This is a genomic window from Brevibacterium sp. Lmc1 (assembly GCF_057654315.1).
Genome location: NZ_CM172803.1, coordinates 3601234 through 3614832 on the forward strand (window position 1 = coordinate 3601234; position 13599 = coordinate 3614832).

Consider the following 13599-nt stretch of genomic DNA (forward strand, 5'->3'; position numbering starts at 1 on the left):
CGGGGCGGACGTCAGTGGTGGTCGGTTCAGTCGTTGGTGGGGAATCCGAGGTTGAGTCCGCCGTGGCTGGGATCGAGCCAGCGTGAGGTGACGACCTTGCCGCGGGTGAAGAAGTGGACGCCTTCGTCACCGTAGGCGTGAGTGTCGCCGAACAGCGAGTTCTTCCATCCGCCGAAGGAGTAGTAGCCCACGGGCACGGGGATGGGCACGTTGATGCCGACCATACCGACCTCGACCTCGTTCTCGTATCGGCGGGCAGCACCGCCGTCGTTGGTGAAGATCGCGGTGCCGTTGCCGTAGGGGTTGGAGTTGATGAGGTCGATGCCCTCGTCGTAGCCGGGGACGCGGACGACGGCGAGGACGGGTCCGAAGATCTCATCGGTGTAGATCGACATGTCGGGGGTGACGTTGTCGAAGAGGGTCGGGTTGAGGAAGAATCCCTCGGCCGGGGTGTTCTCTCGGCCGTCGAGGACGACGGTGGCTCCCGCCTCGGCGCCGGCATCGATGTAGCCGGCAACCTTGTCGCGGTGGGCGGCGGTGACCAGTGGTCCCATGTCCGGCTCGGTGGCACCGTCACCCACGCGCAGTGTCTTGGTGCGTTCAGCGATCTTCGCCACGAGCTCATCGGCGATGGAGTCGACAGCGACGACCACGGAGATCGCCATGCAGCGCTCACCTGCGGCGCCGTAGCCGGCGTTGACGGCGGCGTCGGCGGCGAGGTCGAGGTCCGCATCGGGCAGGACGAGCATATGGTTCTTCGCTCCGCCGAGCGCCTGGACGCGCTTGCCGGTGGCGGTGCCGTTCTCGTAGACGTATTTTGCGATCGGGGTCGACCCGACGAAGGACACCGAGGCGACCTCGGGGCTCTCGAGGATCGTGTCGACGGCTTCCTTGTCACCGTGGACGACGTTGAACACGCCATCGGGCAGCCCGGCTTCCTTCCACAGCTCGGCGAGCCAGTTCGCGGCCGAGGGGTCCTTCTCCGAGGGCTTGAGCACGACGGTGTTTCCGGTGGCGATGGCCACGGGGAAGAACCACATCGGGACCATGGCCGGGAAGTTGAAGGGAGAGATGATCGCGGAAACGCCGATCGGCTGGCGCAGGGAGTGGACGTCGATGTTCGTCGAGGCGTTCTCCGTATGACCGCCGCGCAGGTGGCCCGCGATGCCGCACGCGAATTCGACGACTTCCTGGCCGCGGGCGACCTCGCCGAGAGCGTCGGAGACGACCTTGCCGTGTTCGGCGGTGATGATCTCGGCCAGTTCCTGCTTCCGAGCGTTGAGCAGTTCGCGGAAGTTGAAGAGGACAGCGGTCCGCTTGGCCAGGGACGTGTCGCGCCAGGCGGGGAACGCGGCGGATGCTGCGGCGATCGCCGATTCCACGGTGGCCTTCGACCCCAGGGCCACCTGGCCGCTGACGACTCCGGTGGCCGGGTTCGTGATATCGCCGAGGCGGGTGTCGGTGTCCGCGGTGACGGTCCGTCCGTTGATCCAGTGGGAGAGCGTTGCCATGAAGAGTCCTTCTGCGTCGTCGGTACGTCGGTTGAGTCCATCCTCTGTCCGCTTTGCCGATCTCGGAAGTGTCAGAATGTCAGAATCTTCGCCCTCGGCTTTACACTGTGTCAATGGACACTGCACGGGAGTCGAGCGGGGCATCGTTGAGCATCGCCGGTCTGCTCGAGTTCGAGGAGATCAGGGCTGCAGAGCCTGCGGTACTTGCCGGCGAGGCAGGCCTCGACCGGGCTATCCGCTGGGTCCACATCGCCGATTCCGAGCATGTCGAGCGCTTCCTCGAGGGTGGTGAGCTCGTGTTGACCACCGCCACGGCCTTCCGCCACTCGCCTGCGGCGATGACGGAGTTCCTCGACCAGCTCGAGCGCGCAGGTGCGGCTGGGACGATCATCGAACTCGTCGATGAGAACTCGACCCACGATGAGGAAGCGCGCGAGATCGCGGCCGCGGCCGCCTCGGCGAGGGAACTGCCTGTCATCGTCCTGCCGCGTCGGGTGAAGTTCGTCAGGATCACCGAGCTCGCGCACCGCAGCCTTCTCGCACAGCAGATCTCGCGGCTCGAACATGCCCGGGAGATCCACGAGACGTACACGCAGCTGAGTCTCGATCGGGCCGAGGCGCAGACGATCGTCGACCGCACTGCAGAGCTGTTGGGCACGGCGGTGGTCCTCGAGGATGTGTCCCATCGGGTTCTCGCGCATTCCGGCCGTGGTTCGCAGGCTCTCGCGCAGAAGTGGGTCGACCTCGTCAGCGGTGCGAGTACGACGCCCGGCGGTCACGCGCCGGCGCAGTGGCGGCAGACGCCGGTGGGGCTGCGTTCTCGCCGGTGGGGCCGGCTCGTCGTACCCGGCGCCGCCGAGTCCGTCGCCGATCTCGAGCAGGTCATCGAACGTGCGGGTGAAGCCCTGACGCTGACTCGAATGGCCGATCGCGATGAGCAGGATCTGCTGCTGCAGGCCCAAAGCGGCCTGATCCGAGAGATCACGGACTCAGAGGGCATCGACGAGCGTTCGGCAAGGGAGCGCGCCCGCTCTCTGGGATTCACTCCTGCGGAAGGAGCCGAACTCACCCCAGTGGTCGTCCGCATCGATCGTGAGGCCGACACCGATCCGACTCGGGTGCAGCTGCAGGAGCGCGGCCTGACGCAGGAGATCGCCTCTGCCGCCTCACGCCTCAATCTGTGTCTGCTCATGACGAGCCTGCAGTCAGGCGTGTTCGGGTTCGTTGTGGGGCCCTGTCGCGGGAGAAACCGACGATCGCAGCCGAGTCTGCGCGGTGCGGAGGAAGCCGATGAACGGCTCACCCGTCTGCTCGCCGAGCTCGATGGGCTTGCTGCGAGCTGGGTGGTCGGGGTCGGCCGTGGCAGCACTTCTCTGCTTCGCGCTGTCGCCGGTTTCGAAGCCGCTTCTCACGTCGCCGAGGTCGCGTCGACGCTCGATGTGCGTGAGCGTGCGTTCTACCGCTCCTCGGACGTGCGCATCCGCGGGCTGCTGTCTCTGCTGGCCGAGGACTCCCGGCTGCGTGCCTTCGCCGAGGGAGAGCTGGGGCCGCTGCTCGGCGAAGACGGACGCCGGGACGGCGTTCTGCCATTCGCTGCGAACGCCGCAGACGACGGACTGCTCGACTTCCTCGAGCTCTACCTCTCCCATGGCGGCAACAAGTCGGCGATGGCGCGGGCCGGGCATCTGTCCCGGCCCGCGCTCTACGCACGGATCAATCGCCTGCAGGACCGCCTCGGCGTCTCACTCGACGATGCGGAGTCACGCACGGCACTGCACGTAGCGCTGCTGTGGTGGCGGATGTACGGCTGAGGACCGTACTCGACGGAGTCGGCGACTCCCTCCAGCGGGGTCGTGTGCTGCCCGGGACAGAGCAGGCTTCGGCCGGTCGACAGAAGTTCAGTCGAATATAGCGCGAATCGTGTCGGTGACGGGGATTCCGCGTTCGGCCGCCTCGGCGCGATTGGCGTAGCGACGGTCACCGGGCTGACGGTCCATGCCCGCATCGCGGAGCATGTCGACGAATTCGCGCACCCGAGCGAGGTAGGCGTCGTTGCCGCCGCGCTCGGGATCAATGACGATGAAGAGCTGACCGGTCCGGAAGGTGTGGGCGCCCTCGGGGGCCTCCGCGTCGACCTCATAGGTGAAGGCACCGCCGGTCAGCCCTGCGGCAAGCGTTTCGATCATGAACGACAGCAGCGCACCCTTATGCCCGCCGATCGGGCGGATGCCGCCGCCGTCGAGGATGGCGTTCGGATCCGTGGTGTCCGCGCCGGTCGAGTCGACCCCGGTCCCGACCGGAACGTCCTGGCCTTCTGCCCGCAGCAGCTGCAGATCCCCGTGGGACATCGACGACGTGGAGAAGTCGAAGACGATCGGGTCCGCGTCAGCCACGGGTGTGGCGAAACCGAACGGATTGGTACTGAAGACCGGACGAGTGGCCCCCTCGGGAACAACGGCGAGCTTGCCGCTGGCGATCATCCCCATCGCCACCCGACCGTCGCGTGCAAATGCCTCGAGGTCGGGCCACAGGGCACTGAAGTGATGGGTGTTGCGCAGAGCGATGACGGCGACACCGGTGTCGTCGAGCGCCTTGTCGATCGTCGGCCCCGCCTCGGCGAGTGCAGGTTGAGCGAAACCATTGTGACCGTCGATGCGGATATAGGAAGGGCCGACGACGTCGATGCTCGCTTCTGCTGCCCCATCTGCCCAGCCTCGATTCAATGAATCGAGATAGCCGGCGACCCTGAAGACTCCGTGGCTGAGAGTGCCGTCGCGTTCGCAGGTGGCACAGTTGGTCGCCAGCACTCTCGCAACCGCCGAAGAGGCTCCTGCGGCGGTGAGCTTGGCTTCGATCGCCGAGACAAGATCATCGAAAGAGATGCGGTCGGGTTCGTTCGTCATTGTGCGCTCCTCGTGTGCAGCGAATCGTGTCGGCTTCGACCATTGGCCTTGATCAGCAGACTACCGCTCGAACAGTCATCGATCCTGCCCCGCCATATCCGCGTCTCAGCCGTCGACTCCTGGTTCTGCTGCCCTCGTACCGCCGCTCCAGATGTCTCCGACGGTGAAGCCGACCGGAAACGGATCATCGGCCTCGAGCACGAGCTGTTGGAATCCTGTGATCCACCCGCGCCCGGTAATCGAAGGGATGACGGCTGGACTACCGCCGATCTCGGTCTCTTCCTTCACCACGGCGGTGAAGGTCGTACCCATCATCGATTCGTGGACGAATCGCTGACCGACGCGCAGTTCGCCGCGGGCGTGTTTGGCCGCCACTCGCCCGCTCGTCCCGGTGCCGCACGGCGAGCGGTCGAAAGTCCCAGTCCACGTGCTCGGATCGTCGAGGTCGACTATGCCGTTGGGCAGGACGACGGCGTTGCGTCCGTCGGTGCCCTCAGTTCGTGCGGGTCCGTGGATCAGCGGCAGACCGATCGAATCGATTTCAGGGATGAGGGGATGCCTCACCTCGAAGGTCTCGTTCGCCGCCTGCCGCAACACGCTGGCAGCCCTGATGATCTCCTTGGCATTGCCAGGATCAAGATCCACGCCGAGGTTGTCCGACGCAGTCTGTACGTAGAACTGACCGCCGAAGACGATGTCGACGGGAATCGTCCCGTACCCAGGCACCTCGAGAGGCAGGTCGAGTCCGTGGACGAAAGCCGGGACATTGTCGAAGGTCACCGATTTCGCTCGGCCGGCCTCCACCTCGGCGCGGACCGTGACGACACCGGCGGCGGTATCGACCCGCAGCTCGGTGACCGGTTCGCTGACGTCGACGGACCCCGTCTCGATCAGCGCCGTGACGGTGCAGATGAGGTTCGATCCGGACATCGGCTTGAACCCGCCCTGCTCCATCACGATCATTCCGAAATCGCAGCTCGGATCCGTCGCAGGCACGACGATCGGCGAGCACAGGCCGGGATAGCCGCGGGGTTCGTGGAGGATGAGGTTCCGGAAGTCGTCGAGGTGCTCTTCGCAGTATCGGAGCTTTTCGCCCATCGTGGCACCTTTGACCCGCAGTCCCGAGCCGATGAGCACTCGGCCGGGTTCGCCGGCCGCGTGAACATCGACGGCCTGGATGAGCTGTCTGTTCTTCACGTTCCCTCGTCTCTGCTCGGGCGGGCCTCAGCCCACGACTTCGCTGCCGGCGACTTGCTGTGTGGTCATGGAACTTTCCTCATTTCGTGTGGGGTGTCGGCGAAGAGGTTCGATGCCGACGAGAGACGTTCAGAACCGGTTCGGTGAAACCCGGGCGAGAAGTTCGTCTGGCAACGTCGAGCTTCCGTCAGTCATGAGTCCGGCCAGCAGACGGGCAGATCCCGGTGCCAGTGTCAGACCGAGCATCGCATGTCCGGAATTGATGTAGGCGTTCTTCACAGAGTCAAGTCGTCCGATGACGGGAAGGCCGTCAGGTGTCATTGGGCGCGACCCTGCCCATGGAGCCAGTTCTCCCTGACCGTCGCCCCAATCACGGAATGACTCCTGCGCGGAGCGGCGGATCGCACCGACGCAAACCTCGTTGACATCGTCGTCGGTACTGCCGAACTCCATCGTGCCTGCCAGCCGGAGCATGCCGTCCAGCGGAGTGACTGCGACTCGTGCATCTTCGAGGGTCAGCGATGTGCGCAGCTGAATCGGGGCCGGTGAGTAATCGATGCTGTAGCCCTTGCCGGAGTAGATCGGGATCTTCTGGCCGAGTTGCCTGGCCAATGCGCCGGACGGGACACCGGCAGAGATGACTAGAGCGTCCGCCTTGATGACCTCCGCGTCGGAGGTGACAACTGCGGTCACAGCGTCGCCTGAGCGAACAAAGCGTCCGACGCGAGTGTCTTCTCGCACGGCGACCCCGAGATCGGAGAGTTTCGTGAGGAGACCCGCCGTCAGAGAATCGGGTTCGATCTGTCGGTCAGCGGAGAAGGAGAGACCGTGGCGGATGCGTTCGCTGAGAGCCGGTTCGGCCTCGCGGACTTCGTCATCATGCAGTCGCCGCGGCCGGTGGCCGGCGGCCTCGAAAGCAGGCAAGCTCGCACAGTGCTCGTCGAAGCGTTCCCGAGTCTCGAAAGCCAGCAGCACACCGCGGTCGTGCATCTCGAAGTCGATGCCTTGAGCCTGATACTCATCGAAGAGATCGTTCGCATCCTCGCCGAGGCGCAGGTGGAGGTCGAGTCCGGCTTCGAAGTCACGTGCGTTGCAGTGCCTGGCCATCCGCAACAGGAAACTGAGATAGCCGGGCGCAAGGGACGGCTTGATCGATAGTGGGCTGTCGGGTTTGAGCATCCATCGGATCCCCTGAAGCAGCACACCCGGGGCAGGCACCGGGGTGCTCTCGGCGATGGCGATCTTTGCGGCATTTCCGTGAGAGGCGCCCGAACCGCAGCGGGCAGCCTCGATGACTGTGACGTCGTGTCCGCGCAGCGCAAGTTCGTACGCGATGGTCAGCCCGACCACACCGCCTCCGACGATGACTGTCTTCAATCGGTTGCCCTCCATTGGTCCCCGAATCGGCTGTTTCGCGGTCCGATCAGGGCCGACGTCACCGAAGCTGACTTTTGTATGACCATCTATTGAGAGAGACGCTATGCAGTGCGGTCAGGTTCGTCAATGGCCTCAGCCGCTCTTCCCGGACAGCCCCAGATCAGGCTCAGCCTTCGTAGCGGATTTCGACGCGACGGTTCTTCGCCCGGCCCTCGGGGTCGTCCTTGCCGTTCTTCTCGTTCGACTCGACGGGCTCGGACTCGCCGAAACCCTTTGCCGTCACGTCAAGGTCCGAGTCCTCCGAGGTGAGCACCTCGGCGACGGCTTTCGCTCGGTCTTCGGAGAGCTTCTTGTTGTAGTCGTCTTCGCCTTTGGAATCCGTATGCCCGCCGACGGTGATCTCGGAGTCGGACGGCAGATCCTCGACAAGGTCCTTGATCTTCTTCTTCGCTGTGTCGCTGAGCTCAGCCGAGTCGAAGTCGAAGAGGATATCCGTGTCGAGCGTGACCACGGTATCGCCGCCACTGGCTTTGGTTGTCTCCACGTCCTCGATGCCTTTGTCCAGGTCATAGATCTCCGGTTCGAGTTCGACAATGCTCTTGTCGATCTGCGACTGGTCGGGATCGGTGAAGTCCTCCGGAGTCGGGGCATCTCGGTTGGCGATGTCCTGCGAAGTCACTGAGTCTGCGAACGCGAGTGCGGGTGGACCGGCGACGACAATGCCGGCAGCAAGAATCACCGCTGCAGGACCGACGGCTGCCGGCTTCACGAGATCTTCACTCCGGTGGCGAGGTTCATACCGTCGACGACGGAGACCTCGACCTCATCGACATCCGGCGGCGGGGCCGCGAAGACAGCGAAGGCGTAGTGGGTCTGGCCGGGTTTGAACTTCGTCTGTTGGACATTCGTCTGCGCTCGCTGCGGGAACTTATCCAACACGTTGTGCTTGCGCAGGTTCTGCGAGTCGACAAGGAACGGCGCCCAGCTCCCGCCCAGATAGCCGTAGAGATCGTCACCGTCGTCGTCCTCGTCGGTCTGATCAGAGTTCACACTGAACGCGAACTGGGCCACGACCGTCTCGCCCTGACGCTTCAGAGGGAACAGCTCGACAGTCATCGTTGCCTTGTCATCGCCGTCAACGGCGGCGGGAATCTCCTGGGAAGCGACAGGATCGGGAAGATCCTTCGGATCGAGGCCGGCCGCCTCGGCGGATCCGGATTCACCCTTCGAACCTGCGGCCTCACCGGACTCCTGCGCAGCGCCTTGGGTCTCGGCACCCTCGGCGTTCGGCTCCTCTGTGTCGTCTCCGGACGAGCAGGCGGCCAGGGTCAGCGCCAAAGCTGCGGCGGCAGCGGACAGAGCTGTCTTGCGGATCAGGGGCATAGCGATGGGAGTTCTCCTCAGTACTCGCCGGAGCAGCACCTCTGCTGGTGAGCTCCGGTGGCGCGGGGGCGGACGCGGATCAACTTACCCCGGACAGGTGAACTTTCACTACATCGAACGTAAGTCGAGACGAACAAAGGCGTCGGCACTCGCGGGCAAACGCGATTCTGTGGGAACGCAAGAACCCCTGCACCCGAATTCTCATCGGATCGCAGGGGTTCTGCCTCACGCGGAGCCGGTGGGATTTGAACCCGATTGAACGCCCAGCCCGGCGCTCGATCGGCGGATTCTCGGGGCTTGGCAGCAGCGGAGAGTGGTCTGGCTATTCCCAGATGTGCCCAAATTGTGCCCACAGCGTGCCCGCCCACGGTTGCCTCAATAACGAATCGGACACTAAGTGCGTAGTTGCCGACCATCGACACACAGAAAGTTCTAAGATCCGATCATGCGCAAACCATTCATTTCCGCCTTAGCCGTGCTCACCCTTCTCCTCGTGGGATGCGGACCTGAAAAATCTGGCGGTTCATACGACGACATCAACGCCCTCCGGGATGCCTTTATCAAAGCCGGCGGCGACTGCGAGGAATGGGACGAATCCAATCAGGTCCTCGGCGCTGCCCAGTCCGGCGACTGCGGCACCGACACCGTACTGTCCGTCTACCTCACCCACGACGCCGTACAGCAACGAATCGCGGATACCAAAGACTCCATCTTCAGTGCCGCCGGCGGCGAATGGCTCACCGGAGAGAACTGGGTGATCAACACCGACGACGTACGCAGCCTCCAGGAGAAGATGGGCGGACAGATCGTGTCCTTCGGAAGCGACGAGGAGGAGTAATCATGGAAGTCATTGGTCCCATCATCGGCGTCGCGGGCATCGTGTTCATCGCTCTCTTCGTATCAATCTTCGTCATCGAAGAGGGTGTGCGCCGAGGTATGCGCAAAGCCCGAGCGGACGAACGCGCCGAGAACGCCGAATACGAGCGGTGGGAAGCCGAGGAGGACGCCGGCTAGGCCCGCTCCCCCCGGCCATCACACATGTCCCGCGGCAACCAAGCCCCGACAGTCTGCGTGCGCCGGTCGTTGAACTCGACGAAGATCGCGTCATAGCGCAGTTGACTCAATCGTTCGCGCTCCCAGAGCCTGCACCTTCAAACCAGAGTAATTCGCTAGGCCTATTGAAAGTTGTGCCCACCTTCGTTCTCCCACGAAAGCGATTGATTCTCCGCCTCATCATCGCGTTTCGCCTCAGAATCGTGGAGCGAGACCCGATTGGCGTCAAACGAGACTTCGCGCGCAAGGTCGAGAACAGCCTGAGCTCTCTCAAGTTCACGCTCAGCATCTGCCCGAGCAAGAACGACGGCTTCCAAGCGTTGCCGCTCGTTGTCCGTCCAAATGTCAGTGAGCAGTCGAGCAATAACGGTGGCTAAACCGTCCCGGAGCTGCTCAAGGCAGGTGTTGTGGATGAGCAATCGACGGTCTTGAACCTCGAGCGCCACGTCTCCGAACCCCGAGCGCGAGAGAACCTCTAGCGACTTGAAGCTCTCGATGGCTGAAATTTCCGACGGCTCAACTCTCCGGTTGAAGACCGCGTCGACCGTGTACTTCGCCGGTGATTCGTCAGTAAAAAGGTTAGGTGGCAGGGAGCTGAAAAGCACTGTCGTTAGCAGCAGTGGCTCCCTTTCTTGTTTGGTTTTCTCGACTTCATTCATCTTCTGAATGTACGCGCCCCAGATGTGTGTCCTCGGTGTGCACAGTTCAGAGTCAAGGCCGACCCAGGGTCACGGCCTGTGGGCTCTTGAATTGCCGACATCGTTGCGGATCTTCTGCCAGTATCGCCAGGTCGCGGCGCCGTAGTCCTCGATCATGGGATCAGTATGCTCCCAGGCGCGGACACGAAAAAGCCCCGACCCCACCGTGAGGTGAGGCCGGGGCCGGGCGTCCAGCGGACGCATCTAGTCGGGGAACTAGGTAGGTGAGTTTACCGGTTCAGTGCCGGGGACGGTAGCCCTCTGCTGGGGGTGTCTCGTCGATCTCGGCTGCGAGTTGCGCGTCGAGGGCAGCCTGCTCGTCGGCCTTCACCACCTCGAGGGAGTCGAGCTCCTCCTCTGGTTCGATTTCGTCGGGGTCGATGATGTCGTTGTCGTCATCGGGTTCGATGATCGGCTCGTCACCGTTGGCTCGCTGGTTGACGATGGTGTTCGCGGCCGCGGTGAGTCCGAACGCGCCACCGACGTAGAGGAACACGTTCGTGGCCACGGCGTGCCAGGCGGGCACATGCTCGGGTCCATAGGCGGTGGCGATCGCGCCGAGGGCAACACCGATGAGGGCGTAGGCGGCGTAGGTGGGTTTCCGCCAAGCGGCGGGGATGATTTCGTTGAGGTTCATGGGTCAGTCCTTTGCGAATCGGTGGGAGGCTTTGGTGACGGTGACGCCTTTCGTCCCGGCGAACACTTCGAAGCGGAGTCGGATGCTGCGCCCCTTGTCGGGGGTGCGGGACGATTTCGCCATCTGCATCACCGAGCCGAGGCTGGTGCCCGCAGTTCCGACGATTTCCTTGGCCGGGTAGGTGCCACCCTTCAACCGGCGGGTGGGGGTGCCCTTCTTGTAGGAGACGAGGTAGAAGCGGCCGATGACCGCGGCGCCCGGCTTCAGGCCCTTGAACGTGAGTTCCGTGTCAGCGATGAAGCTGGTGCCGTTGTTGAGGATGCCGAGCGAGTAGCCGCCGGCGTCGTCGGTGGGGATGGACTTCCACTTCCCCTTCGGGAGGGCGATGTCCTTGTTTCTGAAGCCTGCGTTGGTGACGCTCATGCCGAAGATCCCTTCTGGTTCGGTGGGCTTACTGGGGGTGGTGGTTTCGGTGCTGGTGAAGTTGAGGCGGATTCCTCCGCCGACGAGGGAGAGCGGACGGGTGCGGTTCCACACGCCGCCGCCGTCGCGCTGTGACCCGCTGGACCCTGGTGAGGTGTTGCCCTCGACAGTCTTCACAGTCCCGCCGGAGGCGTCGGCCCGGGCGATAGCGATGTGGGAGAAGTGGGGGAGGAAGACGACGAGGTCTCCCTTCTTGATGTTCGACGGGGACACCCATCGGCCGCGTTGCTGTGCCCAGGATCGGGCGATCGCGACACCGGCGGTGTGTGGGTAGTCGACGTTGGCTTTCATGCCGATCTGGGCGCAGGCCCAGGATGTGAACGCGGCACACCAGGCGGCCCACGATCCGTATTTGGATCGTCCGCCGTAGAACCAGTCGTTGAACTCGACCTGGTTGGTGTATCCGATCTCAGTGGTGCCGACTTTCGATGTTGCCTTGGCGACGAGTTGAGATGGTGTGGCCATGAGTCCCTCCTTCCTGAGGGCATGAGTGAAGCCCCGTACCGAGTGGCAGGGGCTTGTGGTTGGGGTCAGATGTCTTGGTAGGGCAGGCCTGCCGCGGCGAGTCTCAGGAGTGCGTCGCTGAGTCGCTGCCCGGTGGCCTTGTGGTCCTTGCGTTCACGGTCGAGGAGATGCTGCAGGTGAGCGTTTTCCTCCTTCTCGTCGGTGAGTTGTTCCTGCAGGGACTTCACGAACGGGTCGACGACTTCGCCCTGGACAACATCGACGGCGGGTGGTTTCGAGGATCGCAACCAGCGGCGGATGAGGCCGTAGAGGATACCGACGATGCCGCCGGCACCGAAGAGGACGCCGAGGATCGTGGCGAGGTGGCCAAGGATTGATTCGACGGTGTCTAGCCACACTGGTCACCTCTCGTCCACGGGCATTGCCGTCTGTTGCGCCTCCGCTGCCAGAATCCGTGCCCTCTCTCGATGAACCTGTATGGCCCGGGCGATGCTGGCCACGGCCACGGCGACCGCCTGAGTCTGCGTGTGCATGACCGTCAGGCCGTTGCCGATGACGAGCGTCACCTCGTACCAGAGGGACGCGACGGCGAGGAACGCGCACGCCCACTGCTCGAGCAGCAGAGCCGGCCGAGGGTAGCGGGGGCCGTTGAGGGCCGCCGCCGTGGCGACGGTGCCACCGATGACAAGGGTCAGTGCCCACAGCATGACGGCGGGGTTGCCGGCGATGGTGGTCATGGACTTTGCTTCGGCGATACCGACGATGTACTCGATTCCCAGGGCTGCTTGGAGCCCGTACATGACGACAGCGAACGCGTGCGTGCTGCCGGTGATCTTCACTTGCTTACTCATCGTCGACTCCGAGTCCTATGAGGGCGATGAGGCCGGCGAGGGTGAGGCCGAACCACATTGCGGTGGGTGACCCGGGCGGGTCCGGGGTTGGGGTGGAAGCGACGAGCGAACTGACGGCCGCGACCAGGGACGGACCGGTGGCGAGCGCCCAGAGGAACGTGACCAGGGATGTGAGCAGCAGTGGAGTGCCGGCTTTGAGGCCGCGGACGGCGAGGGCGACGACGATTCCTGCGGAGAGGAGGACGTACACGGCGCCCCAAACATGGGGTGGCGCGAGGTGGAAAGATTCGCGGAGTGTGGGGACTCGGGCGCTGGTGTGGGTGGTGGCGATGAGGGTGGTGCCGACGGTGAGGGCGAAGCCGGCGACGAGCCATGCCATGGCGCGTATGAGTTTCTTCGCGGTGCGTTGCCGCAGTGCTGGGACGTGTTCGGCGATGAACTTTGAGACGCTCACGACACGGTCTCCCAGCCCTGGGGGTAGTCGGCTGGCGACCACACGTTGTTGTCGATCGTCGACACATACTCAGTGCCGGCGAAGATGACGTGCTGTCCGGACTGGTACGCATCATGCTGGCCGGTCGGCTGCACGAACTCGGGAACGGTGCTGTCGGTGGTCTTCTCGCGCCAGGCGGAGACTCCCGGCTCCCATACGTTCCCGGACACCAGGGACACCCATTCCTTGCCGTTGTGGGTGGTCTCCCAGTCCTTCGGGTAGGCGTTCGTCGCGTCTGTGGGCTGCGCCCATGGGTCGCCGGGATTCATGCCCTGCGCAGTCAGGACGGCGCGGGCGAGATCGTCCATCTGTCTCCCTGCCTGGGCGAGGGTGCGGCGGCGTTCCTGCTCGGCCACAATGGCCTGCCGGTAGTCCTCGAGCTCCTTGTCGGTGGCGTCTGTTATAGCTCCCATGTCGGCATCTCCGTCACTGGCTCTGGCGGCTCGGTGGCCACGTCGGTTATTCGCTGTGCACACACCCCACAAACGAGGGTGTCTACGTCTTCTGCTATGACCCCTTCCAGAGTGATGTCCGCGTTTCCACACCCT

Annotated in this window: 16 protein-coding genes; 3 read left to right on the plus strand and 13 right to left on the minus strand. The window is 63.9% G+C overall.

All coding sequences use genetic code 11. The annotated features are described in order from the left end of the window. Nucleotides 1–26: 26 nt before the first annotated feature. A complete protein-coding gene (locus AC239G_RS16120) occupies nucleotides 27–1511 on the minus strand; it encodes a CoA-acylating methylmalonate-semialdehyde dehydrogenase (protein WP_482400808.1) in 1485 nt (494 codons plus the stop codon). A 113-nt stretch (nucleotides 1512–1624) separates the two neighbouring features. Between AC239G_RS16120 and AC239G_RS16125 the strand changes: the two genes are divergently transcribed. Beyond that, nucleotides 1625–3322 (plus strand): PucR family transcriptional regulator, encoded by a 1698-nt coding sequence (locus AC239G_RS16125; protein WP_259357323.1) that lies wholly within the window; start codon nucleotides 1625–1627, stop codon nucleotides 3320–3322. Nucleotides 3323–3409: 87 nt separating this feature from the next. Here the strand turns inward: AC239G_RS16125 and AC239G_RS16130 are convergent, their stop codons facing one another. The 5 genes from AC239G_RS16130 to AC239G_RS16150 all read right to left on the minus strand — a co-directional run bounded on the left by AC239G_RS16130 (nucleotide 3410) and on the right by AC239G_RS16150 (nucleotide 8371). Beyond that, on the minus strand, nucleotides 3410–4414 hold the full coding sequence (locus AC239G_RS16130) for an Ldh family oxidoreductase (RefSeq protein ID WP_139467960.1): 1005 nt from the start codon (nucleotides 4412–4414) through the stop codon (nucleotides 3410–3412). A 105-nt stretch (nucleotides 4415–4519) separates the two neighbouring features. Further along, complete coding sequence (locus AC239G_RS16135) at nucleotides 4520–5611, minus strand: proline racemase family protein (RefSeq protein ID WP_139467959.1); 1092 nt, start codon at nucleotides 5609–5611, stop codon at nucleotides 4520–4522. Nucleotides 5612–5740: 129 nt separating this feature from the next. Next, a complete protein-coding gene (locus tag AC239G_RS16140; RefSeq protein ID WP_482400809.1) occupies nucleotides 5741–6988 on the minus strand; it encodes an FAD-dependent oxidoreductase in 1248 nt (415 codons plus the stop codon). Nucleotides 6989–7154: 166 nt separating this feature from the next. Continuing rightward, on the minus strand, nucleotides 7155–7757 hold the full coding sequence (locus tag AC239G_RS16145) for an OmpA family protein (RefSeq protein ID WP_139467957.1): 603 nt from the start codon (nucleotides 7755–7757) through the stop codon (nucleotides 7155–7157). Continuing rightward, a complete protein-coding gene (locus AC239G_RS16150) occupies nucleotides 7754–8371 on the minus strand; it encodes a hypothetical protein (protein ID WP_139467956.1) in 618 nt (205 codons plus the stop codon). The genes AC239G_RS16145 and AC239G_RS16150 overlap by 4 nt, the downstream gene beginning before the upstream one ends. Before the next feature lie 445 nt (nucleotides 8372–8816). On the opposite strand from AC239G_RS16150, the gene AC239G_RS16155 reads away from it, so the two are divergent. Together AC239G_RS16155 and AC239G_RS16160 are read left to right on the plus strand one after the other, a co-directional pair. Further along, nucleotides 8817–9209: a hypothetical protein gene (locus AC239G_RS16155; protein WP_487489267.1), complete on the plus strand. Its 393-nt coding sequence runs from the start codon at nucleotides 8817–8819 to the stop codon at nucleotides 9207–9209. A 2-nt stretch (nucleotides 9210–9211) separates the two neighbouring features. Then, nucleotides 9212–9385: a hypothetical protein gene (locus AC239G_RS16160; RefSeq protein ID WP_487489268.1), complete on the plus strand. Its 174-nt coding sequence runs from the start codon at nucleotides 9212–9214 to the stop codon at nucleotides 9383–9385. 161 nt (nucleotides 9386–9546) lie between these two features. Here AC239G_RS16160 and AC239G_RS16165 read toward each other — a convergent pair whose 3' ends face one another. The 7 genes from AC239G_RS16165 to AC239G_RS16195 form a co-directional block, all read right to left on the minus strand. Further along, nucleotides 9547–10083, minus strand: coding sequence for a hypothetical protein (locus AC239G_RS16165; RefSeq protein ID WP_487489269.1), 537 nt, complete (start codon nucleotides 10081–10083; stop codon nucleotides 9547–9549). A gap of 277 nt (nucleotides 10084–10360) precedes the next feature. After that, nucleotides 10361–10759: a hypothetical protein gene (locus AC239G_RS16170; RefSeq protein WP_487489270.1), complete on the minus strand. Its 399-nt coding sequence runs from the start codon at nucleotides 10757–10759 to the stop codon at nucleotides 10361–10363. Between the two features lie 3 nt (nucleotides 10760–10762). Further along, the gene (locus AC239G_RS16175) at nucleotides 10763–11707 is read right to left on the minus strand and encodes a CHAP domain-containing protein (protein ID WP_487489271.1); all 945 of its coding nucleotides are present in this window, start codon (nucleotides 11705–11707) and stop codon (nucleotides 10763–10765) included. A gap of 65 nt (nucleotides 11708–11772) precedes the next feature. Further along, entirely contained in the window at nucleotides 11773–12105 is a 333-nt protein-coding gene (locus tag AC239G_RS16180; protein ID WP_487489272.1) for a hypothetical protein, read from the minus strand. Nucleotides 12106–12108: 3 nt separating this feature from the next. Further along, entirely contained in the window at nucleotides 12109–12558 is a 450-nt protein-coding gene (locus AC239G_RS16185; protein ID WP_487489273.1) for a hypothetical protein, read from the minus strand. Beyond that, nucleotides 12551–13012, minus strand: a complete 462-nt coding sequence (locus tag AC239G_RS16190; RefSeq protein WP_487489274.1) for a hypothetical protein — start codon at nucleotides 13010–13012, stop codon at nucleotides 12551–12553. Before AC239G_RS16190 ends, AC239G_RS16185 begins: the two co-directional genes overlap by 8 nt. Continuing rightward, a complete protein-coding gene (locus AC239G_RS16195) occupies nucleotides 13009–13464 on the minus strand; it encodes a hypothetical protein (protein WP_487489275.1) in 456 nt (151 codons plus the stop codon). The genes AC239G_RS16190 and AC239G_RS16195 overlap by 4 nt, the downstream gene beginning before the upstream one ends. Between the last annotated feature and the right edge of the window lie 135 nt (nucleotides 13465–13599).

Excerpts from the sequence above, each read along its gene's own strand:
- AC239G_RS16120 (WP_482400808.1), bottom strand. The coding sequence starts at position 1,511 with ATGGCAACGCTCTCCCACTGGATCAACGGACGGACCGTCACCGCGGAC.
- AC239G_RS16125 (WP_259357323.1), top strand. The coding sequence starts at position 1,625 with ATGGACACTGCACGGGAGTCGAGCGGGGCATCGTTGAGCATCGCCGGT.
- AC239G_RS16130 (WP_139467960.1), bottom strand. The coding sequence starts at position 4,414 with ATGACGAACGAACCCGACCGCATCTCTTTCGATGATCTTGTCTCGGCG.
- AC239G_RS16150 (WP_139467956.1), bottom strand. The coding sequence starts at position 8,371 with ATGCCCCTGATCCGCAAGACAGCTCTGTCCGCTGCCGCCGCAGCTTTG.
- AC239G_RS16155 (WP_487489267.1), top strand. The coding sequence starts at position 8,817 with ATGCGCAAACCATTCATTTCCGCCTTAGCCGTGCTCACCCTTCTCCTC.
- AC239G_RS16160 (WP_487489268.1), top strand. The coding sequence starts at position 9,212 with ATGGAAGTCATTGGTCCCATCATCGGCGTCGCGGGCATCGTGTTCATC.
- AC239G_RS16165 (WP_487489269.1), bottom strand. The coding sequence starts at position 10,083 with ATGAATGAAGTCGAGAAAACCAAACAAGAAAGGGAGCCACTGCTGCTA.
- AC239G_RS16170 (WP_487489270.1), bottom strand. The coding sequence starts at position 10,759 with ATGAACCTCAACGAAATCATCCCCGCCGCTTGGCGGAAACCCACCTAC.
- AC239G_RS16175 (WP_487489271.1), bottom strand. The coding sequence starts at position 11,707 with ATGGCCACACCATCTCAACTCGTCGCCAAGGCAACATCGAAAGTCGGC.
- AC239G_RS16185 (WP_487489273.1), bottom strand. The coding sequence starts at position 12,558 with ATGAGTAAGCAAGTGAAGATCACCGGCAGCACGCACGCGTTCGCTGTC.
- AC239G_RS16195 (WP_487489275.1), bottom strand. The coding sequence starts at position 13,464 with ATGGGAGCTATAACAGACGCCACCGACAAGGAGCTCGAGGACTACCGG.